The organism is Peteryoungia desertarenae, from assembly GCF_005860795.2.
In the GTDB taxonomy this organism is placed as follows: domain Bacteria; phylum Pseudomonadota; class Alphaproteobacteria; order Rhizobiales; family Rhizobiaceae; genus Allorhizobium; species Allorhizobium desertarenae.
This window is the reverse complement of sequence record NZ_CP058350.1, coordinates 1,951,998-1,974,431: the sequence shown is the minus strand read 5'-3', so window position 1 is coordinate 1,974,431 and position 22,434 is coordinate 1,951,998. Positions and strand designations below refer to the sequence as shown.

The 22,434-nt window shown below is 61.3% G+C and carries 20 protein-coding genes; 9 read left to right on the top strand and 11 right to left on the bottom strand.

Features of this window, described 5'->3' with window-relative positions; all coding sequences use genetic code 11:
- Positions 1-30 precede the first annotated feature (30 nt).
- Positions 31-1,038 carry an asparaginase gene (locus tag FE840_RS09440; protein WP_138288335.1) on the bottom strand — a complete coding sequence of 336 codons (1,008 nt, stop codon included), beginning with the start codon at positions 1,036-1,038 and terminating at the stop codon, positions 31-33.
- A gap of 70 nt (positions 1,039-1,108) precedes the next feature.
- On the opposite strand from FE840_RS09440, the gene FE840_RS09435 reads away from it, so the two are divergent.
- Positions 1,109-1,849: a DUF3750 domain-containing protein gene (locus tag FE840_RS09435; RefSeq protein ID WP_138288336.1), complete on the top strand. Its 741-nt coding sequence runs from the start codon at positions 1,109-1,111 to the stop codon at positions 1,847-1,849.
- A gap of 338 nt (positions 1,850-2,187) precedes the next feature.
- Here FE840_RS09435 and FE840_RS09430 read toward each other — a convergent pair whose 3' ends face one another.
- Positions 2,188-3,987 (bottom strand): O-linked N-acetylglucosamine transferase family protein, encoded by a 1,800-nt coding sequence (locus FE840_RS09430; protein WP_171033750.1) that lies wholly within the window; start codon positions 3,985-3,987, stop codon positions 2,188-2,190.
- A 221-nt stretch (positions 3,988-4,208) separates the two neighbouring features.
- Positions 4,209-4,568 (bottom strand): hypothetical protein, encoded by a 360-nt coding sequence (locus FE840_RS09425; RefSeq protein WP_171033759.1) that lies wholly within the window; start codon positions 4,566-4,568, stop codon positions 4,209-4,211.
- Positions 4,569-4,771: 203 nt separating this feature from the next.
- Between FE840_RS09425 and FE840_RS09420 the strand changes: the two genes are divergently transcribed.
- The gene (locus tag FE840_RS09420; RefSeq protein ID WP_138288339.1) at positions 4,772-5,077 is read left to right on the top strand and encodes a hypothetical protein; all 306 of its coding nucleotides are present in this window, start codon (positions 4,772-4,774) and stop codon (positions 5,075-5,077) included.
- 12 nt (positions 5,078-5,089) lie between these two features.
- Here the strand turns inward: FE840_RS09420 and FE840_RS09415 are convergent, their stop codons facing one another.
- Positions 5,090-5,785 (bottom strand): Ntn hydrolase family protein, encoded by a 696-nt coding sequence (locus tag FE840_RS09415; protein WP_138288340.1) that lies wholly within the window; start codon positions 5,783-5,785, stop codon positions 5,090-5,092.
- A 350-nt stretch (positions 5,786-6,135) separates the two neighbouring features.
- On the opposite strand from FE840_RS09415, the gene FE840_RS09410 reads away from it, so the two are divergent.
- Both FE840_RS09410 and FE840_RS09405 read left to right on the top strand, forming a co-directional pair.
- Positions 6,136-7,002 (top strand): restriction endonuclease, encoded by an 867-nt coding sequence (locus tag FE840_RS09410; RefSeq protein ID WP_138288341.1) that lies wholly within the window; start codon positions 6,136-6,138, stop codon positions 7,000-7,002.
- A complete protein-coding gene (locus tag FE840_RS09405) occupies positions 6,999-8,495 on the top strand; it encodes an RNA-directed DNA polymerase (RefSeq protein WP_138288342.1) in 1,497 nt (498 codons plus the stop codon). The genes FE840_RS09410 and FE840_RS09405 overlap by 4 nt, the downstream gene beginning before the upstream one ends.
- 169 nt (positions 8,496-8,664) lie before the next feature.
- Here the strand turns inward: FE840_RS09405 and FE840_RS09400 are convergent, their stop codons facing one another.
- The 4 genes from FE840_RS09400 to FE840_RS09385 all read right to left on the bottom strand — a co-directional run bounded on the left by FE840_RS09400 (position 8,665) and on the right by FE840_RS09385 (position 13,867).
- Entirely contained in the window at positions 8,665-9,420 is a 756-nt protein-coding gene (locus FE840_RS09400; RefSeq protein WP_138288343.1) for a COG3904 family protein, read from the bottom strand.
- 38 nt (positions 9,421-9,458) lie between these two features.
- Positions 9,459-10,784 carry a hypothetical protein gene (locus FE840_RS09395; protein ID WP_138288344.1) on the bottom strand — a complete coding sequence of 442 codons (1,326 nt, stop codon included), beginning with the start codon at positions 10,782-10,784 and terminating at the stop codon, positions 9,459-9,461.
- Positions 10,785-10,904: 120 nt separating this feature from the next.
- The gene (locus FE840_RS09390; protein WP_171033751.1) at positions 10,905-11,906 is read right to left on the bottom strand and encodes an NAD(P)H-quinone oxidoreductase; all 1,002 of its coding nucleotides are present in this window, start codon (positions 11,904-11,906) and stop codon (positions 10,905-10,907) included.
- Positions 11,907-12,064: 158 nt separating this feature from the next.
- Positions 12,065-13,867: a GGDEF domain-containing protein gene (locus tag FE840_RS09385; protein ID WP_138288345.1), complete on the bottom strand. Its 1,803-nt coding sequence runs from the start codon at positions 13,865-13,867 to the stop codon at positions 12,065-12,067.
- A 262-nt stretch (positions 13,868-14,129) separates the two neighbouring features.
- Between FE840_RS09385 and betI the strand changes: the two genes are divergently transcribed.
- Entirely contained in the window at positions 14,130-14,762 is a 633-nt protein-coding gene (gene betI, locus FE840_RS09380; protein WP_138288346.1) for a transcriptional regulator BetI, read from the top strand.
- 107 nt (positions 14,763-14,869) lie between these two features.
- Positions 14,870-16,333 (top strand): betaine-aldehyde dehydrogenase, encoded by a 1,464-nt coding sequence (betB, locus tag FE840_RS09375; protein WP_138288347.1) that lies wholly within the window; start codon positions 14,870-14,872, stop codon positions 16,331-16,333.
- Positions 16,334-16,733: 400 nt separating this feature from the next.
- On the opposite strand, the gene FE840_RS09370 is transcribed toward betB, so the two are convergent.
- The gene (locus tag FE840_RS09370; RefSeq protein WP_138288348.1) at positions 16,734-17,084 is read right to left on the bottom strand and encodes a helix-turn-helix domain-containing protein; all 351 of its coding nucleotides are present in this window, start codon (positions 17,082-17,084) and stop codon (positions 16,734-16,736) included.
- 6 nt (positions 17,085-17,090) lie between these two features.
- A complete protein-coding gene (locus tag FE840_RS09365) occupies positions 17,091-17,411 on the bottom strand; it encodes a type II toxin-antitoxin system RelE family toxin (protein ID WP_246318739.1) in 321 nt (106 codons plus the stop codon).
- 25 nt (positions 17,412-17,436) lie between these two features.
- Between FE840_RS09365 and betA the strand changes: the two genes are divergently transcribed.
- Together betA and FE840_RS09355 are read left to right on the top strand one after the other, a co-directional pair.
- Positions 17,437-19,086, top strand: a complete 1,650-nt coding sequence (gene betA / locus FE840_RS09360) for a choline dehydrogenase (RefSeq protein WP_138288409.1) — start codon at positions 17,437-17,439, stop codon at positions 19,084-19,086.
- Between the two features lie 129 nt (positions 19,087-19,215).
- Positions 19,216-20,592, top strand: a complete 1,377-nt coding sequence (locus FE840_RS09355; RefSeq protein WP_138288349.1) for a chloride channel protein — start codon at positions 19,216-19,218, stop codon at positions 20,590-20,592.
- Here FE840_RS09355 and FE840_RS21185 read toward each other — a convergent pair.
- Entirely contained in the window at positions 20,507-20,881 is a 375-nt protein-coding gene (locus FE840_RS21185; RefSeq protein WP_425502210.1) for an alpha/beta hydrolase, read from the bottom strand. The genes FE840_RS09355 and FE840_RS21185 overlap by 86 nt on opposite strands.
- A gap of 495 nt (positions 20,882-21,376) precedes the next feature.
- Between FE840_RS21185 and FE840_RS09345 the strand changes: the two genes are divergently transcribed.
- Entirely contained in the window at positions 21,377-22,411 is a 1,035-nt protein-coding gene (locus FE840_RS09345; RefSeq protein ID WP_138288351.1) for a TRAP transporter substrate-binding protein, read from the top strand.
- Positions 22,412-22,434 lie beyond the last annotated feature (23 nt).

Here is a 22,434-nt window from a genome sequence, read left to right as displayed (position 1 = left end):
GGGTTTTTCAATATCTTCGTTCTTCGCTCCTCACCCCCGCATCACATCCGTCACCCGCACCTCGCCCACTTCGATGCCATTCCAGTTCTTCATGGTCGGATTGGCCATGGCGGCGAGGGCCCGTTGTTCCTGACTGTCCGTCTCGAAATGGCGGGCGAGAAGGGCTGCGATCATCACTTCGGCGGCGCGTGTTGCGCCGTCTTCGCATTTGACGGCGAAGGAGAGGCCCTTTTCCGGCAGGACGGCGCAGAAAACGCCTTCGGCACCGGTCTTGGCGAAGATCTTGCCCGGCGCCACTTCCATGAGGCGGGTGCAAAAGCGTTTGGTGCCGGCGACATAAAAGGGTTCGGCCATGCAGGCATCAAACAGGCGGCGGGCGGCGAGCGCGCGGATCGGCTCCAGCCCCTGCCCCGTGCCGAGTTTGGCAAAGCCATGGGCGAGCCCCTTCAGCGGCACGGCATAGGTCGGGATCGAGCAGCCATCCGTGCCGCAATTGTCATGGGTGAGCGTGGCGCCTGTCAGGCTCTCCATGATGCCGCGGATCGCCTGCTGGATCGGGTGGTCATAGGTGGAATAGCCGGTCGGGTCCTCCCCCGTATGGCAGCAGGTGCAGACAAAGCCCGAATGCTTGCCCGAGCAGTTGTTGTGCAGATTGGTCGGATGGTCGAGGCTGCGCACCTGATCGATCAGGACCGGCTGATTGAACGACCAATGGGCACCGCATTCGAGCGTGGTTTCATCGCGCCCGGCAGAGGCCAGCATGCGAGCGGCGGTCGTGACGTGTTCCGGCTCACCGGAATGGGAGGCGCAGGCAAGCGCCAGTTCCTTGTTGCCGAAGCCATAGGCATCGGCGGCACCGCTTTCGACCAGCGGCAGGGCCTGCATGGCCTTGCAGGCCGAGCGCGGAAAGACGGCGGACTCGATCTCGCCTGCGGAAAAGACAATCCCGCCATCGCCATCGACCACGACGGCCATGCCGCGATGGCGGCTCTCGACGATGTGACCGCGGGTGACCTCGACCGTGACTGGATTGTTCATGCTGTGCCTCAATATGTTCCTGTTGTTCCTGCTACATAGCGCAGTCCCACCCAATGCACGAGGTCCACGATTGAAAACCGCCTTGCGTCTCTTGTCCGTCCTGATCCTTGTCTTCATCCTGCCGAGCCTGGTTTCGGCGGGGCTTTGGGCAACACAGGAACGACCGGCGCGCTGGAGCGAGGCGAAATGGGGATCGGCCGGTATCCTGCCGCGTGCCGCGCAATCGCCGGAAGCGGCGATCTATGTCTATTCCGCCATGACCGGCGGCATGAAGGGGGCGCTGGCGAGCCATGCCTGGATCGTGACCAAGGAAAAGGGTGGCGAATACAAGCGCTATGACAAGGTGGGCTGGGGCTCGTCCCCCATCCGGCGCAACCACCGTGCGCCCGATGCCTATTGGTATTCCAACCCGCCGCGACTGGTCACGTCCGTCCATGGTGCCGAAGCGGAGGCGCTGATCCCCAAGGTGGAAGCCGCTATTGAAAGCTATCCGCATGGTGAGGCCGGTGGTTACCGGATCTATCCGGGGCCGAACTCCAATACATTCGTGGCGCATGTGCTGCGTTCCGTGCCGGAACTGGATGCCGTGCTGCCGGCGGATGCGGTGGGGCGCGATTACCTGCCGCATGGGGCCTTCTATGCGCTGGATGAAGACGGGCGCGACCTGCATCTGAGCCTTGGCGGCTTGGCCGGCTTGTCCGTTGGCGCGCGCAGCGGTTTCGAGGTCAATTTCCTCGGGCTGGTGGCTGGTGTCGATGTCGCGCCTCTGGCGCTGAAACTGCCGGGCTTTGGCACGATGGCCTGGGAATAATCGGGTCGCAAATACCTCCGCCAAGGCCATCAATCAAAACACCGGGAATCAAAAGAGCCACCCGAAGGTGGCTCCCATGAAATTTGGTCCGCAACCGAACCGGGATGGCGAAAACCATCCGCAGGAAGGTCGTATCAGGCCGAGGGCTGCCCCGTCGAGACCGTTACCTTTCCAAAGCCCAAACCGCGGAGCGAAATCTCACTAGACATTGGATCACCTTCCTTTCGTTACGTTGACGACATGAGAAAGGTAGGCTCGATTTGCCGACTTGGCAAGGCGGCGACCCAAAATTGGGGTGCACCGAGATTTGTCCGCATTTTTCAGCAGGGCTGCGTCGTTCACGACTGAAGCTGGCGGGACTGGCTGCTGGCCGGTCGCGGCGGCACCTGGATATCGGTAGGCGCCAGCCCTGCCCTCAGCCGTTCGGCCATCATCCGATAGGCATCCTCCAGATGACGGCAGAGCCGTTCTGCATCAAAGGCCGGGCTGCGGACGCGGGCGCGCTCGATACGCTGGCGCAGTGCCAAGAGGCGGAAGGGATCGTGCACAAGGGTTGCGGCCGCCTCCACCACTTGCGAGGACCGGGCAAAGATCAGATCCGGCAGACCAAGCGCCTGAAGCAGGCTGGCCGTCTGCCGCCCGGCGGCGGTCTGGCCGCTAAGCGTCAGAACCGGGACCCCGGCAAAAAGGAAATCCGCTGCCTGGGGCGTATTGGCCGGGAGAGTGTCCAGCGCAAGATCCGCAAGGCCCAGACGCGTCAGATGAGCTTCATGCGGCATGGGATCCGCGTGGAGAATACGAGAGGGGCATATGCCATGCCCGGCGAGCGCCTGAATGATGTTGCGGCCAGGCAGCGCGTGCGGCCGCTGCAGCCACAAAAGGGCCTCCGGAATGGCGGTGATGACCGAGGCCCAGAGCGCGAGCGTTGCGGAATTGAGATGATAGGCGGGGGCAAAACCCGCGATCACCAGCGCTTCTTCCGGCAGCGGATCGCCCGCTGTCACCGTCGTTGCACGATCAGCGAGTTCGACCGGCATGCGCTTTCCCTGTGGGAGGGCGCATTCCGGCAGGACACAATGATGGTGGGACGCAAGGCGGCGGCCTTCCTCGCTCAAGAGGACGGCATCGGTGATCCGGTAGTCGCAGCCGAGGCCCTCGGGCATGCGGGGCAGCGGACCGGGGAAGACCGGCCAGGCCAGTTTCAGCGGGACTTTCAGGTGATCGACCAGACAGCGACGCCCACCGAGCGTGGGACCTTTGAGGTCAACGAGGATATCGATGCCATGGCGGTGGATTTCGGAGGCTGCGGCGGCGTCATCAAGCGAGGCGATTGAAATGCGCCGATGGCCTGAGAGTTGCGGTTCCGGCCGCTGCGGGAGGCGCCCATCATCGAACAGACAGATCTCGAAACGGCTGCGATCATGCTGCGCCAGTACGGCCATGATGGTGTCTGCCGAGCGCGCATCATCAAACTGGTCGTGAAGATAGCCGATGCGCAGGGGCTGATCGGCGGGTCTGATCGCATATCTCGGCGGCGGGCGCGCCTCTTTCGGCCAGCGCGTTTCCTGGACGGGCCGATGGGCCATGGCCTCATCCTCGGCCCAGAGAACACGGCTTGCTGCCGGTTCCCTTCCAAGAAGGGCGGCGGCAAAGCCGCTGTCGGGACTTGCCATCAGAGTGCGGTGGCGGGCAAGGCACTCCCAGTCGAGCATTTCGCGCGCGAGCGTGAAGCGCGCCGATGCCAGAAAGGGATCGAAGGGGCGGTTGTGCATTTCCTCATCGAGGAGTTCGGCCAGCCTCTCAAACTGACCGGTTCGGCGCAGAAGATTGGTCAAAAGCGAAAACTGGCGCTGATCCTCAAGATCGAGCAGATCGAGCAGCAGGCAGGCCTGCCACAGGCGTCCGGACGCAAAAAGCCGGCCCGCCAGATCAAAGGCTGCGGTGACGACCGCGCGGCAGATGTCGGACTGGTGCAAACGCTCGGCCAGCAGGGCGGCAGACTGCAGATGGGCAATCGCAGCATCCGGCTTGCCCACGTCCCGGCGGACATGCTGGCGCGCAAGGGGAGCGGCACCACAGAGCAGCAAGGCCAGCGCCCTGGCATGGTCCCTCCTCTGCGCATGCCGGCGTCTTGCCATTGCGGCTGGTCTCCATGGTCTGGCCCTGGAACGGTCTGGCCCTGGACATGCCATGGACAGATCAAGGGCTCAGCCGCAAGAATCACCAGGTTCACATCCCGCTCTCAGGCCAAGGAGTGTGGCGTCCCCGCTCCAAGACTGTCAATCTAACCGCGATCACATCACCAGGACTTGCCGCTGTTGCGGCCTGCCGTTGCCGATGCCGGAGGCGGGCGCCGATTTCAGGCGGCGACCTCCTCGCGCACATCATCAAGCAGCATATGGGCGGTGATGTATTTGATCCTGTAGGACACGCCGCTATCGGCTGTCGCCTCTTCGGTGCCGCCATCGGCGGGATGCCAGGCGTGGTAATGGGGATTGTTGACGATCAAGGTGACGGCCTTGCCGGCAAAGCGGCCATCGAGGCGGTAGCGCTTTTCGGCAAGCGGCCAGATGCGCTGGAAATCCTCTTCCGTGATGCGGATGCGCAAGGCGGCTCTTTGCGTGCTGGCGGCTGGCGCGGCATCCCGCTCGGATCTTGGAATATCCAGCATCACCTCTTCGGCACCATCAAAGATGCCTTTCAACTCCTCAGGCCACATGCGCCTCATGAACAATCCTCCCCTGTTATCGGCTCCTCAACCGAAGATGAAGGTAGCGTGACGCTCACCTTGAGGCAAACGACATATGCAGGGGACACGAAAGTCTCGCGGGCACGAGCCGCATCGCGGCTCAGCCTGCCGATCCCGGTTGACCGCACATGTCGGGCAGGCGACACTTGCTTTCGAGAATGGGAGGAGAAGACATGGACGAAACCATCCGCTGGCGGAACATGCGCACCGCCCCGAGAGACGGCAGCCGCATTCTGGTGACCATCCGGGCATCCGAGCAGGGACCGGGCGCCGTCGATCTCGTCTACTGGTCAAATGGCGATCGCTTCGGTGCTGATGGCTGGCGCTCCGCCGATTCGACGCCGGGGGTGATCATTTCCTATGCCGAGCCGGAGCTGAAATGCTGGATGCCGCTGCCGGGGGTCAACATGGAGGCCATGGTGCGGCCACCGGCCTGGGAGGGCAAGGACGAGACAGAACTGGATGGCTCGGGGATCTGAACCGGGCAGCCGTCAGTCAAAGATCTTGGCGATGACCTTCTGTTCGGCCTCTTCCCATCGGCGCACAAGCGCGCCGACCTCTTCGATCTCGTCATCGCTCAGGTGATGGGCGCCGTCCTTGGTGATGCGCGACAGGCTGAACGGTTTGCCCACACTGGCGGAGGTGAGATCCAGCGCCTGCAGGACGCGCAGGACCGCGGCACAGCCGAACTTCACCGAGCGCTCGGCAAAGTGAAAATGCGAAAGCAGCGAACCCGCCTGCTGGGCCATGGGCGCGCCGCTGCCGATCGCGTGGAAGCCGATATCGGTATAGTGGCCGATCATGCCGGACGGCGTGATCTCGTAAATCCATGGCTCGCCATCGCGCCATCCGGCAGCCATTACATAGGCCGAGGGCGTGCCGCCGCCCTCCTCGCCCGGCACATCCTCGATGAAGGTCTCGTAGTGATGGCGCAGGATCGGCAGGACATGGCCCTGCAAGGCACGACCAATGTCAGAGGCCTCCAGGATGGCCGCGCTGTTTTCATTGAAGCAGCGTTTGACATCGTTCAGCACCGAGCGCGCACCACTGCCACCCCAGGCTGCCGCCTCGCCCAAGGGGTGCAGCTTTTCGGCCGGATAGGTCATGCCCCGCCCCTTGTCGGTGATCTGCGAATCCGATCCCAGCACCACACCATCTTCACACACGGTGGCCAGCACGACAGTCATTCAGCGCTCCTTTCCCGGTCTTGCGCGCGCGACACGGCGAGGTGTCGCGAGCGTTACGCCAAGGCAAGACGCTTGCGGTGCGGAGGGCGTTCCATTTGGGGGGATTTGGGGGGCAAGAAGGAGTGCGAGTGTGTGGGAGGCGCTTTCAGTTAGGTCGTTTGGAGCTCGCAGGACGTTTCCCAAAAGCCGTCGTTGCTCAAGCTGCGCCCCGAGATTCTTGAGAAGGCGGGCGGCGCCTGATCACCGCTGCGTGCGGTTAACCGCATACCGGACTTGCGCGATGCCCGATACCCACAATAGATTGTAGTCCAACGTGCTTCCCGTTCGGGTAAACGGAGCTACAACTTGGCATGCCTAATCTCAAATCCGTGCAGATGCTACTTCTTGACGACGTTTTCCGCATGGGTAGCGGGTACGTCCTGAATTTTTCGGACAAGACTTTCGGAAAATTCTTTCGCGAAGAAGTCGGCATCGACATTGATCATCCCCGTTACTCGGTCGAAGGTGGATCGAAAGCCAAACGCTTCCGATATTTCGTCCAGAATGAAAGCCTGCCGGCCGTGGTTAAGGCCATCAAGGCCCTGTGGGACTACCGTCAGGCCCTTATGGAACGGGACGGCGAACAGGAAACACTAGCCAATATCGATAACCGAATGGAGGCCCTGATCTCAAGCATTGGTGGCCAATGGGACAAACCGACGCCCTCAGCGCCGCCGACGTCTGCCATCGTGCTGGATCCCACCAAAGTGGCCGGTTTCACCAAGCGATTGCTTGATCTTGGTTCGCTCGCCCCCCATCCGCGTGGCTACGCGTTCGAGCAGTTTCTGCGCGACCTGTTCGACGCCTACCGCTTGGAAGCCCACAAGGGGTTTCGGAACCGAGGCGAGCAGATCGACGGAAGCTTCCAGCTCGACGGTCATACCTATCTCTTAGAAGCGAAATGGCAGAATGCGCCATCGAATGCGGCCGATCTCCACGTGTTTCAGGGCAAGATCGGGGAGAAATCCGACTGGTCGCGTGGTCTTTTTGTCAGCTATGCGGGCTTCTCGGCAGATGGTCTGGCCGCATTTGGCCGTGCCAAGCGGATCATTTGCATGGACGGTTTAGACATGCATGAAGCCCTGTCGCGTGGCATATCCCTCGACAAACTGCTTCGGGATAAAGCCCGGAAAGCCGCCGAGACGGGCCTGCCATTTGTGCGGGTGAGCGATCTATGAAGAAGCTAACTGAACTGACCGCAACCGAGGCAAAGGCGCATTTTCTTAAGGACACGAGCTATTTCAATGGGGACTTTCCAGAGTACCTGAATTTTGGCCCGATCATCACGGACGTTGCCGCCGCACTCAAGGATGGTCATTTCTCGGGTGTCAAAAGCTCGAATCCCGACCATTTGTCAGACGTGAATCACATCTTTCTCTCCAACAAGGATGGACGGTTTGCGTGGCGTCCCTTGGAGTTGATACACCCCGTCATCTACGTATCGCTGGTCAACTTGATATGCGACGAAGGCAATTGGAAGCAGATCCTCGCGCAATTAGCCAGTTTCGAAGGCGGAGCCGTAGATTGTTGCAGCTCACTGGTGATGTCGGTCGACGATCAGTCCGACCAAGCTGCGCAGATCCAGAGCTGGTGGCAGCAGGTCGAACAGAGTTCGCTGCTTCATTCGCTCGACTTTACGCATATCCTGCATACCGATGTCACGGACTGCTACGGCTCCCTGTATACCCACAGCATCGCTTGGGCACTGCATGGCCTCGAGGCAGCAAAGAAAGGGAAGACAGATAAGAAGCTCTTGGGCAACCAGATCGACGGCCATATACAGGCGAGCCGCTACGGCCAGACCAATGGCATCCCCCAAGGTTCCGTCCTCATGGATTTCATCGCCGAAATCGTCCTTGGCTATGTCGATCACCTGATAACTGAAGAGCTGGGTCCGCCGGCCGACTTCCGGATCCTGCGCTACCGAGACGACTATCGCATTTTCACCAATAGCGACGAGCATGCAGTGAGAATCCTTAAGGTCGTCAGCGACACCTTGCGAACCGTTGGCATGAAGCTGGGCGTGTCGAAGACCGTGTCGGCCACCAATGTCATCGAAGGGTCGATCAAACCAGATAAACTTGCCGGAATCGACCTTCAGGATCTCGGCGAGGCGAACGCGAAGACCATACAGAAGCAATTGATGCGCTTGCATGCCTTCGGTCGCCGTTTCCCCAACAGCGGCGCGTTGAAGCGCTTAGTTGGAGAGATGCATACCAAAATCGCCAAGCAGAAGATGACGCCCGACGATCTCGGGGTACAGGTTGCGATTGCCACGGATATCGCAATGGTGTCGCCAGGCACGTTCCCGGCCGTGGCTGGCATCCTGAGCCACCTGATCTCCATCGCGTCGCAGGATGAAAAAGAGGCCTTGTGGGGCCATGTCCATAAGAAGATGTCCCGACTTCCTTATAATGGATACCTTGAAATCTGGCTGCAGCGGGTCACCAAGCCAAAGGCCGTGGGATTGGAATTCGTCAGCAAGGAGCCGATCTGCCAGATCGTCAACGGGAAGCCAGAACCGTTGTGGAACAACGATTGGATCGGATCGAAGGCTGTCCTGAAGGCACTCGACGTTTCCAAGATCGTTGTTGCGGACGCCGCCGATACCAAGGAGACGATCGAGCCCGAAGAGATAGAGCTGTTTATCAAGAATGCGTGGTCCTATTGACCTCAGGTCAAAGCGGGCGAGCACGTATATGGGAGGAGTAAGCCTCATCCGGGGCATCTTATCTCGCGAGGCGATCTCGTACAGCAACTCGGTCCGGCAAGAGCAATGACCGCATCCGACAGCCATTCCATTCCCCTCCCCGCCCCACCCCCAAACAGCCCTCCCCCCATCATCCACCCTCGCGCGCCGTCGCCACAGGCTCCGTCACCAGCTTGAACGCCGCCAGTTCCTCCGGGGTCAGGTAATAGAGCCGGTCGGGCGGGGTTTCGAGCGCGTGGAGCCAGAGGCCGGGTTCGACGCCCATGTCGTCCAGATGGCGGGCGATGCGGGCGGTGGTGCTCTGGGCGCCGGACATGGCCTGTTCGGGGGATGGGCGGTCCTCGCCGCCATTGAAGACCTGGTGGACGCCGAGGATGGCGTCTTCTTCGGCCTCGCGCGCCAGGCCGCCGGCAAAGACGAGCGGGCAGGAGGAGGCGCAGAGCGCTTTGGAGGCGACTTTCGTCGTCAGGCCCTTTTCGCGGATGAGGGTCGACATGGACAGCGCATCGTCGACGGAGCCGCCGGGAGAATTCAGCAGGATCAGTTTCACATATTCGCCACGCGCGGCGATTTCTTCGGCGAAGCGGTCGCCAGCGCCCAGATCGATTGCCCCTTCCGCCTTCAACACGCCGCCGGGCATGAGCTCGAAGCGCATGGGCTGGCGCAGCACCTCCGGCGCGGTTTCCGGCTGGACGAGTGGCATTTGCGGCATGCCGTCTGTCAGCGCTGGCGGAAGCACCGGCCTCTGCGTCGTCATCGGGTCATAACCGGGCAGTTCCGCCCTTGCGAGCGTCATTTCCCTGAGATCGACAAAGAGGAAGGCCGCTGCCGCCGCCAGAAGGCCGAAGAAGGCGGTGCGCATCAACAGCGCGTCGTCTGCGCGCATAAACGCCGTCTTCAAACGCTGGAACAGCGAGGCGGGTCTCACGCGGGCGGCCCCTTTCGCGGTGCCTTGGCCGCCGTATCGAGGCTGGTGATGTTGCTCTCCGTGCGGGCCGGTTCGTCCTCATTTTCCGCCTGTTGAAGGGCCTGTTCCACATCCATGCCCTCCTTGACATCCATGCCCTGGCGGCTCAGCGCCCGCTGGACCTCCATTGCCTCCAGAAGTTCGGCCGCCGTGATCCGCTGGGCAAAGGGCATGCGCTCCTCCTGCCGCCGGATCGCGCCATGGACAACGGCGAGGATGAAGACGAGGACGGCGGGCAGGAGGTCAATCGAGATCGCCCCTGCCCAGGCCGGAATGAAATCGGCGGCATAGCGCAACACGGCTTCCGCCGAGGAGAGCGGCACGAAGCGGCGTTCGGGGACGGGTTCGCGGGCGAGAATGTCGTCTGCGGCCCGCGACAGCACCTCAGACTGGGCGGAAACCGAGGCGCGGATCGTCTGCATGACCTGATCCTGACGCTCTGCCAGATCCCCTGCCCGGCCATCTGCGACCGGGGCGATGAAGCCGAGCGAGAGGTCTTCCGCCGCGCGCTTGACGGAAGGGGCAATCGAGGTCTGTTCCAGCGCGGTGATGACGCCGGACAGCGCCACGACTTCTGCCGAGAAGTCATCACTGCGGGGCGCAACGGCGCCGGGAGCGGAAACCAGTGTGCGCATGGTTGCCAGATGCGCCCTGCCCTGATCGAAGAGGGTTGTGACCCGTTCGCGGGAGGCGATGATGCCGGTTTCAAGCTCGCTCAACTGGGCCGACATCTGCGTCAGCAGCTGGACAACGCTGCCCGCTCCCGTCGTGCCCGTCAGCGCGCCGTTCTGGCGCTCGTCTTCGGCAAGCCTTGAGAAGCGCTCCGAGGTTCGCTGGATATCCGGCAGCAGGCTCTGGGCTGCCAGGGCATTTTGATGCGCCCGGTCGAGATCGGCGGTGTAATCCTGCACGGTTTCGGCGAGATGCTGTTCAAGGGCGGCGGAGCCGGCCAGCGCTGCCGCATTCAGCCAGCTCGACATGGCGATGATCATGGCGCAGCCAAGCGCCATGACGCCGATCATGGCGCTGCGCGCCGCCGTACCCGTCACATGCGGATAGAAGCGCGCCATATAGGACCAGAAGGCATAGATCGCGACCGAGACCGAGGCCGAATAGATGATGGCCGCGAAGAAGACCGCCGTTGGCGAACCATCCAGAAGGCTGCGCACCCCAAGATAGGTGTAGACGCCCGACGCCAGCGCCAGCACGGCCAGCGCAAAGCGCGTCATGGTTTCGACGGCCAGAACGCCATCCTGCAAACGATGCGATGCGCCAAGCGCCATGAGGACCTCCGACAGGGATGCAGGTTTTAACAGGTTCTTAAGAAGGGGGCGAAATGAAGGCCTTGGCGCGGGATGTGATCGGCGGTCCTGTCACAGAAGAGGGAGTCTGGCCCCTGCCCCTCACCCCAGCTTCAGCACAATCTTGCCGATATGGGCCGAGCTTTCCATCAGCCTGTGGGCCTCGACCACTTCTTCGAACGGCATGACCGCGTGGATGACCGGGGCGACATCGCCCGCCTCCAAAAGCGGCCAGACTTCCGAGAGAAGCTCGTCGCGGATTGCCTGTTTCTCTTGCCCGCTGCGCGGGCGCATGGTGGAGCCGGTGACGGTCAGTCGCTTGACCATGATGGGGCGCAGATCGACCTTGTCTGCCGTTGACCCGCCGAGAAAGGCGATGATCGACAGACAGCCGTCCTTGGCGAGCGCTTTCAGATTGCGCTCGAAATAGGCAGCCCCCACCATGTCGAGAATGATATCGACGCCCTTGCCGGCCGTTTCTTCCTTCACGATCTCGACGAAGTCTTCCGTCTTGTAGTTGATCGCGCGTTGGGCGCCGAGATCCATGCAGGCGGCGCATTTTTCCGCCGAACCGGCTGTCGCATAGACCGTTGCGCCAAAGCTTTTGGCGAGCTGGATCGCGGTGGTGCCAATGCCGGACGAGCCGCCATGGATGAGCACGGTTTCCCTTTCGGTCAGCCCGGCCATCTGGAAGAGATTGGCCCAGACGGTGAAGAAGGTTTCCGGCAGTGCCGCTGCCTTCACGGCATCATAACCCTTCGGATAAGGCAGGGCCTGGGAGGCCGGCACGGTGCAATATTCGGCGTAGCCGCCACCATTGGCGAGCGCGCAGACATGGTCGCCGATCTCAAACCCGCTCACGCCTTCGCCAAGCGCCACGACTTCGCCGGCAATCTCGAGACCCAGCACCGGGCTGGCACCGGGCGGCGGCGGATAGGCACCCTGGCGCTGGGCGACATCCGGCCGATTGACGCCCGCGGCCTCGACCCGAACGAGAATGTCCCCCTTTGCAGGCTCCGGCACGGGACCGGTTGCGACCGCCATCACCTCCGGGCCGCCATGACCTTTGAGTTCAACAAACCGCATGCTCTTCGGGCTCACCATCGCGCGCATCTCCCTCGTGATTGCCAAGGGTTCGACATAGAGCAGCGGGGTTGTGATGAAAAGAAGGCTCATTGCCACGGGTGGATTGGGGCTATCGCAGGGCGAGCTGAACTGCGCCCAGCGCAGTTCAAATCTCCCGTTTGACAATGATGGAGAATTTAGCCCCGACCATAGACATCAAAAGCGAGGCCGCTTTCGCTGTCTTTTGCCTTTTTCTTGAGTTCGGCGATGGCAGTCCCGATGCGGTTGACATCGTCGATGACCAGGCCTTTCGGCAGTTCGAGCACGCCGATCGAGCAGCGTAGAAGGTCGAAGTCGCGTTCCTGGCCGTGGCGGTCGATACCGCGAATGCTGCCGTTCTTGCGGTCGCTCTCGGAATAAAGCTGGATCACGTCGTCATGGAAATCCGACAGCAGGCGGTCGAGTATTTCGGTCAGTTCCTCGCGCGTCCAGTCAGAGACGCCGATGAAGAAATCATCGCCGCCGACATGGCCGAGGAAATCGCCATCGGAGAAGAAATAGCGGCGCAAGAGCGCGGCAAAGAGGCTGATGGCATGATCACCCAGGTGGAAACCGTAGTGATCGTTGAACGGCTTGAAATTGTCGAAATCGCAATAGCAGAAGAAGCGGGTTTCATCACCGTCGCGGGCAATATCCTGCATGAAATCGCGGATGGCGAGATTGCCCGGCAGGCTGGTCAGCGGGTTCTGGTCCTGCGCGGTCTTCAGCTGTTTTTCGTTGATGATGCGGATCAGCGATGCGGCGGAGACGACGCCGGCATAGCGCATGTTTTCGGTCAGGATGACGCAGTCGGAGCCTTCCATATTGGCGAAGATCGTCATCAGGCGTTCTGCATCAGCATCGAGGCCGACGATGGGCGCGCGGTCGACGAAATGGGAGATCGCCCGCTCATAAACCTTGTTCTTCAAAAGATCACGACCGAAGGGCTGGTAGATGAATTCCTTCAGGTGCCTCTCATTGATGATGCCGCGCGGTTCGCCATTGGCGTTCAGCACCGGGAAGAAGGACTGACCCGGATTGCGGCGGAAGAGATCAAAGACGTGGTCGATGTTCTCGTGCTCGTAAACGGTCGGCAGATGCTCGATCTGCTTGCGGATCAGGATCTCGTCCAGCGACTGCGTGCTACGGCGAACCTTGCCCACGAGTTGGAGATGGGGAAAGGCGCCCTTCAATTCACTGACCAGCGTTGTCGGGCGGGCAATGTACCAGCCCTGCACCAGATCGACGCCGAAATCCCTGCAGGCGACGAATTCGGCTTCGGTCTCGATGCCCTCGGCAATGACCCGCACACCCAGCACATGGCAGAAATTGACGATGTTCTTGACCAGGTGGCGCTTGCGCGGATCCGCATCAATGCCGGAGATGAAGTGGCGGTCGATCTTCACATAGTCGACCGGATAATCGCAAAGCAGCTTGATTTCGCCGTGGCCGACACCGAAATCATCGATGGCCAGCTTGAAGCCGGTGCGGCGCAGGCGCGTGATCAGATCGGCAAATTCCGGCACGCGGGTGTTGTCGAAGCGTTCCGACAGCTCGAAGCAGATGGAGGATGGCGGGATGGCCGCCGTCGCGAGCTGCTCCAGCAGGGTGTCGACCAGCGCATTGCCCCGGGCAATCAGGCGCACATCAAGATTGATGAAGAGGGTGGCGTGGCTGCAATCGGGCACGGTTGCGAATTTGGCAAGCGCCCGGCTTGCGACCATCTGTTCCAAAGGCAAAAGCTGGTCGGTTTCAGCCGCCTGATCGAGAAGATCGAGCGGCGACGAAAAGCCGATCCGGTCATGGCCGCGCATCAGGCTTTCATAGCCGAAGACAGCCCCCGTCCCGACTTCGACGATCGGCTGGAAGGCGTTTTCGACCACCAGCTTGGCAAGGGTTACAAGCTGATCGCTGGCGAAGCGACGCAGCACTCCAAGATCTTCCGCCACGCCTGCGCCCATTAGAGATCTCTCCAATATCCATTTGTTTTTATGAAGATAAATCTGGGTGACAATCGTCAACAAAGCCTTTCCCTTGTGTGACAACTGGATGAAAGTTTTGCGTCAAAACCCATGATGCAGGCTGTGCGGTGACGGGGCAGCACCGCGAAGACAATTCACGCAATCACGAACCACGCCGCCATGCATCGCCTCTTCAAAGCCTCAGTTTTTTCTTGATTGATCAGTCAATCAAAATTAAGATTGTCAATAACAGGAGACGGAAATGCCGAAGATCGGAATGGAACCCCTGCGTCGCAAGGCGCTGGTTGACGCTGCTTTGAAAACCATCGGCCATCATGGCTCGCTGACCGTCACCATGTCGGAGATTGCCCGCGAGGCTGGCGTGTCACCGGCGCTCGCCCATCATTATTTTGGCTCGAAGGAGCAATTGCTGATCGAAACGATCCGCTCGCTGCTGAGACAATTGCGGACCGATGCCGTGGCGGGTCTGACTGCGGCTGAAACGCCGCGCGCGCGGGTCTCGGCCGTCATTCGCGTGTCGTTCCAGGCCGACCAGTTCGCGCCGGAAGTGGTCGCCGCCTGGCTTGCCTTTTACTCGGAAGCACAGCGCTCGGAAGAGGTGCGCCGGCTGCTCGTCGTCTATGCGCGGCGGCTGCATTCCAACCTGATGTCGGGCTTGAAGCCACTTTGTGGCGCGGAAGACGCGGGCAGGATTGCCGATGGCGCTGCCGCCATGATCGACGGGCTCTATATCCGGCAATCTCTGAAGGCCGCACCCTTGTCGATTGATGCCTCTGTCGCATTGGTCGAGGATTATGTGACGGGGCAGCTCGCCGCCCACCCTCCCCTTGAGGGGGAGGGTCGGACCAAAGGTCCGGGTTGGGGTGAACCGTGACGACCGCAATGACGCTTGACAACAAGATCACCCCCGCCCGCCGCATTGCGGCGACCTCCCCCCCTCAAGGGGGAGGTGGAGAGAAACCAACGGTCTGGAGACAGGACATGAAAGCCCAACCGCAAGCCTCGCATTTCATTGACGGCGAATATGTCGAGGATAGAGCCGGAACCGTTATCGAGAACGTGTATCCGGCAACCGGCGAGGTGATCGCACGGTTGCATGCAGCAACGCCTCAGATCATCGAAAAGGCGATTGCGTCAGCCAAGCGGGCGCAGAAGGAATGGGCTGCGTTCAGCCCGACCGCGCGTGGCCGTGTGTTGAAGAAGGCCGCCGAGATCATGCGGACCCGCAACCGCGAGCTCTCCGAGCTCGAGACGCTCGATACCGGCAAGCCGATCCAGGAAACCATTGTCGCCGACCCCACCTCGGGTGCCGACAGTTTCGAATTCTTTGGCGGCATTATCGCGAGTGCGATGAATGGCAGCCAGATCCCGCTGGGTGGCGACTGGGCTTACACGAAGCGCGTGCCGCTCGGCGTCGTCGTCGGCATCGGCGCCTGGAACTATCCGCAGCAGATCGCCTGCTGGAAGGGCGCGCCTGCACTTGCCGCCGGCAATGCCATGGTCTTCAAGCCGTCGGAAGTGACGCCGCTCGGCGCCTTGAAAATCGCCGAGATCCTAATCGAAGCGGGGGCACCGAAGGGTGTCTTCAACGTCATTCAGGGCGACCGCGAGACCGGGCCGCTGCTCGTTTCCCATCCTGATGTGGCCAAAGTGTCGCTGACCGGCTCCGTGCCGACGGGCCGCAAGGTCGCGGGCGCAGCCGCCTCGCAGCTGAAACATGTCACCATGGAACTCGGCGGCAAGTCACCGCTCGTCGTCTTCGACGATGCCGATATCGACAGCGCGATTTCGGGCGCCATGCTCGGCAATTTCTATTCGACCGGCCAGGTCTGCTCGAACGGTACGCGTGTCTTCGTGCACAAGGCGATCAAGGACACTTTCCTCACCCGGCTGAAGGCCCGCACCGAGGCGATCGTGATCGGCGACCCGCAGGACGAGGCGACGCAGATGGGGCCGATGGTCTCGCTCGCGCAGCGCGAAAAGGTTCTGTCCTATATCGACAAGGGCAAGGCGGAGGGCGCAACGCTCGTCACCGGCGGCGGCATTCCGAACAGCGTCACGGGTGAAGGCTTCTACATCCAGCCGACCGTCTTTGCCGATGTCACCGACGACATGACCATTGCCCGCGAGGAGATTTTCGGGCCGGTCATGTGCGTGCTCGAATTCGAGGACGAGGCAGAGGTGATCGCGCGGGCCAATGCCACCGAATTCGGCCTCTCGGCCGGTGTGTTCACCGCCGATTTCTCCCGTGCGCATCGCGTGGTCGATCAGCTGGAGGCCGGCACGCTCTGGATCAATACCTATAATCTCTGCCCGGTCGAAATTCCCTTCGGCGGGTCCAAGCAGTCGGGCTTCGGCCGCGAGAATTCGGCAGCGGCGCTGGAGCATTATACCGAGCTGAAGACGGTTTACGTCGGCATGGGCAAGTGCGAGGCGCCGTATTGAGATGAACGCGGCCGTCGCGCGAGTTTGCCCCCCTCTGCCCTGCCGGGCATCTCCCCCACCGGGGGGGAGAGTGGATGGCGGCTGGGCGCCCGGTCAGCGGCAAATGTTGAGCGCTCAGCCAACGCGACGTTCGCGAGTCAAAGCGGTGGCGGCCACTCTCCCCCCGTGTGGGGGAGATGTCGGCGGAGCCGACAGAGGGGGGTATCCCCGGCGACAGAAAGACGGGCATTGCTTCGCCCCCCTCATCCGCCCTTCGGGCACCTCCCCGGTAGGGAGAAGAGGGAGCGCAGGGCGCGGGCGGATACTCCTCTGCCCTCGGGGAGAGGATGGCCGAGCGAAGCGGAGGCCGGGTGAGGGGGCGGCGCTGTCGCGACTTCAGCGGGCTCGCAGCTACGGTCGGTCACACCACGATATCGTCGAGATCGACCTTGAGCGCCACCGCAATCCGCTTCAGCACATCGACGGAGCCGGTCTTCTTGCCGCTCTCGATTTCCGACAGATAGGGCTGGGAGATGCCGGCAGCGGTCGCAAGCTCGGAGACGGAGAGTTTGCGGTAATTGCGGAAAACGCGAACGGGGTTTTCGCCGTTGGCGCGCGCCTCGACTATATCCAGAGGCCAGACCTCCTGTCCTGCAGAGATCTCAGCCAGTACGGCACTCGCTTCCAGTCCGTCAACAAGGTCTTCGTAGTCTTCTTCACTGAGCAACACATAGCCCTTGCCTTCAATTTCAATTCTCTGAATGCGTCCCATTGCCTCTCATTCCTTATAGATGCTGCCACGTGGACCGGCTGCCACGACCAGGACAATCCTACCCTGGTCATCAATGATCACGCGGTCGTCGGCAACCCTGATGCGCCAGAGTGGAAGGCCCTTCATCTTCTTAATGTCGACCCTTTCGCCGCGCGCATAGGCTTTGACCTTTGCGATAATCGCGAGACGGCGCTTGGGTTGCATGCTTTGCAGCGCCTTGTCGGCACGCTGCGATACGACAACTTCCTTCATCCCAGCACCGTCGCTCTCCGCGATGTCGTTGCCAAGGAATATAGCGCATCGCGATACCCCTGTCACTCTCGTCATTGAACTTCGGACTGCACTCATGACCATGCAAGCAGACTTCATCATCATCGGCTCCGGCTCCTCCGGTTCGGCACTGGCCTACCGCCTCTCCGAGGACGGCAAGCACAGCGTTATGGTGCTCGAATATGGCGGGTCGGATATCGGCCCGTTCATCCAGATGCCGGCAGCGCTTGCCTGGCCGATGAGCATGAAGCGCTATAATTGGGGTTATCTTTCCGAGCCCGAGCCGCACCTCAACAACCGGCGGATCACCGCCCCGCGCGGCAAGGTGATCGGTGGGTCGTCCTCGATCAACGGCATGGTCTATGTACGCGGTTCGGCGGATGATTTCGACGGCTGGGAGGAGAGCGGCGCCAAGGGCTGGGCCTATGCCGATGTGCTGCCTTACTTCAAGCGGATGGAGAACTCGCATGGCGGCCAGGAGGGCTGGCGCGGCACGGATGGGCCGCTGCATGTCCAGCGCGGGCCGGCGAAGAACCCCTTGGTGCGCGCCTTTGTCGAGGCGGGCCGCCAAGCCGGCTTCGAGACGACGGAAGACTATAACGGCGAGAAGCAGGAAGGCTTCGGCCTGATGGAGCAGACCATCTGGCGCTCCCGCCGCTGGTCTGCCGCCAATGCCTATCTCAAACCCGCCATGAAGCGTGGCAATGTCGAGCTGGTGCGCTGCTTTGCCCGCAAGATCGTCATCGAAAACGGCCGGGCCACCGGCGTCGAGATCGAGCGGAATGGCAAAATCGAGGTGGTGAAGGCCAATCGCGAGGTCATCGTCTCGGCCTCGACCTTCAACTCGCCGAAACTCCTGATGCTCTCGGGCATCGGACCGGCCCAGCATCTGAAGGACATGGGCATCGAGGTGAAGGTCGATCGGCCGGGTGTGGGCGCCAACCTGATGGACCATATGGAGTTCTACTTCCAGCAGGTCGCGACCAAACCCGTCTCGCTCTATTCCTGGCTGCCCTGGTTCTGGCAGGGGGTGGCTGGCGCACAATGGCTGTTTTCCGGCACCGGGCTCGGCAGCTCCAACCAGTTTGAATCCTGCGCCTTCGTGCGGTCGGCACCGGGGGTGAAGCAGCCCGATATCCAGTTCCATTTCCTGCCCGTTGCCATTTCCTATGACGGCAAGGCGGCGGCGAAGAGCCATGGCTTCCAGGTGCATGTCGGCTACAACCATTCGAAATCTCGCGGCGCTGTAACCCTGCGCTCGCCAGATCCGATGGCCGACCCGGTCATCCAGTTCAACTATATGAGCCATGAGGAAGACTGGATAAAATTCCGCCACTGCGTGCGCCTCACCCGCGAAATCTTCGGGCAAAAGGCCTTCGACGCCTTCCGTGGTCCGGAAATCCAGCCGGGCGAAAGCGTGCAGACGGATGATCAGATCGACGCCTTCCTGCGCGAGCACTTAGAAAGCGCCTATCACCCCTGCGGCACATCGAAGATGGGCGCGAAGGACGATCCAATGGCCGTCGTCGATCCGGAATGCCGCGTGATCGGGGTGGATGGCCTGCGCGTGGTCGACTCATCGATCTTCCCGCGCCTGACCTATGGCAATCTCAACGGTCCGTCGATCATGACCGGCGAGAAGGCGGCAGACCATATCCTCGGCAAGACGCCGCTGCCGCGCTCAAATCAGGAACCGTGGATCAATCCGCGCTGGGAGACGAGCGACCGGTAGACACGCCTTCGCTTGCGGCAAGAGAGCCGGAAAATGCTGCAAGCGCACAGTCGAGCCTTGCAATGAGGTGCCAAGGGGCGAATAAATGAACTTCGCCCGCATAAATCGCCCCAGGCCTTTGGAAGTGCCATGTCGTTTTCCTATCGCAAGTCCAAGGTTCTGCGCCGTTCGCGCGTGATGCGGTGGTCATGGCGATTGTGGAAACCACGGATCGTCTTCTGGATTGGCGCATTGGCCATCGGCCTGGTCAGCGTCGCCTTTGCCCTTGCAGCCGACGAGGCGGAGGTCTTCTTTCACGCGGTGACGGCGAGCGGGAGCCATGGCTATCTCTGGCCGCTTCTTCTGACACCGACGGGCTTCATCCTCTGCTCCTTTCTCACCATGCGTTATTTCCCGAATGCGCAGGGCAGCGGTATTCCGCAGGCCATTGCCGCGCGACATCTGAAACACAGCCATCTGCGGGCGCCCCTTCTTTCTCTCAAGATCGCCTTCGGCAAGATCGTACTGACCGTGATCGGCCTCTGCTGCGGCGCTTCGATCGGGCGCGAAGGCCCGACTGTGCAGGTGGGAGCGGCGATCATGGTCGCCAGCGGACGGATCGGGGGCATGGCACAGGCGCAGGGCCTGATCCTGGCCGGATCTGCGGCCGGGATTGCGGCTGCATTCAATACACCGCTTGCCGGCATCGTCTTTGCCATCGAAGAGATGAGCCGGACCTTCCAGTCACGCGCCAACGGCCTTGTGTTGACAGCGGTCATCCTGTCAGGGCTGTCAGCCCTCGGCATTGTCGGCTCCTATACCTATTTCGGCGAGGTGGCGGTGACGGCGCTTGAAGGGCGCGACTGGCTGATGGTGGTGCTCTGCGGCGTGCTTGGCGGTGCACTCGGGGCCGGATTTTCGAAAGGTGCGCTGTCGGCGTCCCGGCGCATTCGCGTCTGGGCCCATCCCGATCCGACGAAACGCATGCTGATGCTGGCCGGAGGCTGCGGCTTGCTCGTCGCCCTGATCGGGGTTCTTTCGGGCGGTGAAACTTTTGGCACCGGGTATGAACAATCCCGGCAGATCATGGCGGGTGAGCTGGTATCGCCGACGTTCTTTCTCGAAAAACTGGCGACTACCTTCATTTCCATGATGTCCGGCATTCCCGGCGGGATCTTTGCGCCGTCGCTGTCCGTCGGTGTCGGACTGGGTGGCACGCTGGGATGGTTGCTGGGCACGAGCCTGGCGCTGTCCGCTATCCTCGGAATGGCCGGCTATTTCTCCGGCGTGGTGCAGGCGCCGATGACAGCCTTTGTCATCATCATTGAAATGACCGGCAGCCATGAGGCCGTCATCCCGGTCATGGCGGCATCTATGATCGGTTATGTAACGTCCCGTCTGATTGCGCCCGAACCCCTCTACCACGGTCTCTCGCGCGCCTTCATCGCCCAGGCGATCCGACAGCAGCGCAATGAAGGACGAGGCGGCGGCGAAGATGAGGCCGCGAACAATTCATCTCCCCGATGATGGACAGTTGAGCCGCCAATACCGACGGGCCCATCTCAAGCGCGGCCAGAGCCGGGCGCAGGTTCTCCGGGACATGCTGCAGCCCGATCCGCTTGAGCTGGCGCAGGACTTCCATGGTCATCCAGCCACCCATGGAATGGGCAATGACATCGACGGGCGCCCCACGGCACCTCTCGGCACGTTCGATCAGCAGCTCGAAAAGAGCAACGCCGGAAAAGGTGGCGGCCTCCTTGTCACCCAGGCAAGCCACCAGCGATGCGACGGACGGCCAGGCAAAGAGGATGCCCATGTCAGCGATAAGAGGTATGGGCCTGCGACTGAGACAGCCGGTAAAGCGATTGCCGGAAATTGAAGTGATAGCCGGGGAAACATAACTGTTTAGTGCAAAAAAACGCATCTAACAGCAGACTCGTCATGAAACGGCTTTGACGGGACCCGATGATTGTTCGCCGACCTCTTTGCGCATCGGAGGGGTCCTATGACAAAGTGTCAAGGCACCGAACCGGCCGATTCCCGGCCGTTCAAAGGAACAGATCAAACCGCTCACCATCATGAGAGGCATAGCCATATGGTTATGAATTGCATGAATATTATTATTTGCGGGCAGGTATGACTTCTGTAAACATGACCACCCAAGGGGAGGAGTTTCGGTCTTGGAGGGCCGCAATTCCGTGCGCTGAGCAAGAGAGCAGGAACATGCCGAAGCCGATGCGTTCAGGGATGCCACAATCCTGGCGACACCATCCCAGACAAAAGAGACGCCAACGCAAAACTGGAGGAGACCATGTTGCGTAAACTTCTGATTGCCGGATTGTCCGGAGCCGCCCTTTCCATGACGGCCTTTCAGGCCTTCGCCGCTGACGTAACACTGCGCCTGCACCAGATGCTGCCGCCACAGGCGACTATTCCGTCCAAGGTTCTGGCACCATGGGCCGAGAAGGTCGCAGCCGACTCCAACGGCCGCATTGCTGTCGAGCTCTATCCGGCCATGCAGCTCGGCGGCAAACCGGCTGAACTGGTCGATCAGGTCAAGGATGGCGTCGTTGACATCATTTGGACCGTCATCGGTTATACGCCGGGCCGCTTCCCGAAGTCGGAAGCCTTCGAACTGCCTTTCATCATGACAACCGGTGAAGCCACGTCGCTTGCCTTCCACGATTACTATGAGAAGCACCTGAAGGACGAGTTTTCCGACTACCACGTCTTGGCTGTTCACACCCATGGCCCGGGCCTTCTGCACACCATTGCTGCCAAGCCGATCAACAAGCTTGAAGACATGAACGGCATGAAGCTGCGCGGCACGTCCAAGGTCGTCAACCAGATGCTGGAAGCCATGGGGGCATCGCCGATCGGCATGCCGGTGACGGCGGTTCCGGAATCGCTGTCAAAGAGCGTGATCGACGGCACCGTCGTTCCGTGGGAAGTGACGCCGGCGATCAAGATTGCCGAACTGGCGCCGAACCACACCGGCTTCAGCGGCGCAAACGGCCTTTACACCGCGACGTTCCTGTTTGCGATGAACAAGGACACCTATGCATCTCTCCCCGACGATCTGAAGGCCGTGATCGACGCCAATTCAGGCAAGGAAATGGCTCGCCTGTTTGGCATTGCCATGGATGAGGGTGACAAGCGCGGCCTCGACATTGCCCAGCAGGCCGGCAACACGATCATCACACTTGATGAAACCGAGACTGCACGCTGGAAGGCTGCCGGTGAAGGCGTGACGAAAGCCTGGATTGCCGAAATGGATGGCAGGGGTCTGAACGGCATGCAGCTCTATCAGGACGCGCTCGCCCTGATCGCAGAGAACAGCAAGTAATCCTCCCCCACTGGACGGACGCC

Excerpts from the sequence above, each read along its gene's own strand:
- FE840_RS09440 (WP_138288335.1), bottom strand. The coding sequence starts at position 1,038 with ATGAACAATCCAGTCACGGTCGAGGTCACCCGCGGTCACATCGTCGAG.
- FE840_RS09430 (WP_171033750.1), bottom strand. The coding sequence starts at position 3,987 with ATGGCAAGACGCCGGCATGCGCAGAGGAGGGACCATGCCAGGGCGCTG.
- FE840_RS09425 (WP_171033759.1), bottom strand. The coding sequence starts at position 4,568 with ATGTGGCCTGAGGAGTTGAAAGGCATCTTTGATGGTGCCGAAGAGGTG.
- FE840_RS09420 (WP_138288339.1), top strand. The coding sequence starts at position 4,772 with ATGGACGAAACCATCCGCTGGCGGAACATGCGCACCGCCCCGAGAGAC.
- FE840_RS09415 (WP_138288340.1), bottom strand. The coding sequence starts at position 5,785 with ATGACTGTCGTGCTGGCCACCGTGTGTGAAGATGGTGTGGTGCTGGGA.
- FE840_RS09410 (WP_138288341.1), top strand. The coding sequence starts at position 6,136 with ATGCCTAATCTCAAATCCGTGCAGATGCTACTTCTTGACGACGTTTTC.
- FE840_RS09405 (WP_138288342.1), top strand. The coding sequence starts at position 6,999 with ATGAAGAAGCTAACTGAACTGACCGCAACCGAGGCAAAGGCGCATTTT.
- FE840_RS09400 (WP_138288343.1), bottom strand. The coding sequence starts at position 9,420 with ATGCGCGCAGACGACGCGCTGTTGATGCGCACCGCCTTCTTCGGCCTT.
- FE840_RS09395 (WP_138288344.1), bottom strand. The coding sequence starts at position 10,784 with ATGGCGCTTGGCGCATCGCATCGTTTGCAGGATGGCGTTCTGGCCGTC.
- FE840_RS09390 (WP_171033751.1), bottom strand. The coding sequence starts at position 11,906 with ATGGTGAGCCCGAAGAGCATGCGGTTTGTTGAACTCAAAGGTCATGGC.
- FE840_RS09385 (WP_138288345.1), bottom strand. The coding sequence starts at position 13,867 with ATGGGCGCAGGCGTGGCGGAAGATCTTGGAGTGCTGCGTCGCTTCGCC.
- betI (WP_138288346.1), top strand. The coding sequence starts at position 14,130 with ATGCCGAAGATCGGAATGGAACCCCTGCGTCGCAAGGCGCTGGTTGAC.
- betB (WP_138288347.1), top strand. The coding sequence starts at position 14,870 with ATGAAAGCCCAACCGCAAGCCTCGCATTTCATTGACGGCGAATATGTC.
- FE840_RS09370 (WP_138288348.1), bottom strand. The coding sequence starts at position 17,084 with ATGGGACGCATTCAGAGAATTGAAATTGAAGGCAAGGGCTATGTGTTG.
- FE840_RS09365 (WP_246318739.1), bottom strand. The coding sequence starts at position 17,411 with ATGACGAGAGTGACAGGGGTATCGCGATGCGCTATATTCCTTGGCAAC.
- betA (WP_138288409.1), top strand. The coding sequence starts at position 17,437 with ATGCAAGCAGACTTCATCATCATCGGCTCCGGCTCCTCCGGTTCGGCA.
- FE840_RS09355 (WP_138288349.1), top strand. The coding sequence starts at position 19,216 with ATGTCGTTTTCCTATCGCAAGTCCAAGGTTCTGCGCCGTTCGCGCGTG.
- FE840_RS21185 (WP_425502210.1), bottom strand. The coding sequence starts at position 20,881 with ATGGGCATCCTCTTTGCCTGGCCGTCCGTCGCATCGCTGGTGGCTTGC.
- FE840_RS09345 (WP_138288351.1), top strand. The coding sequence starts at position 21,377 with ATGTTGCGTAAACTTCTGATTGCCGGATTGTCCGGAGCCGCCCTTTCC.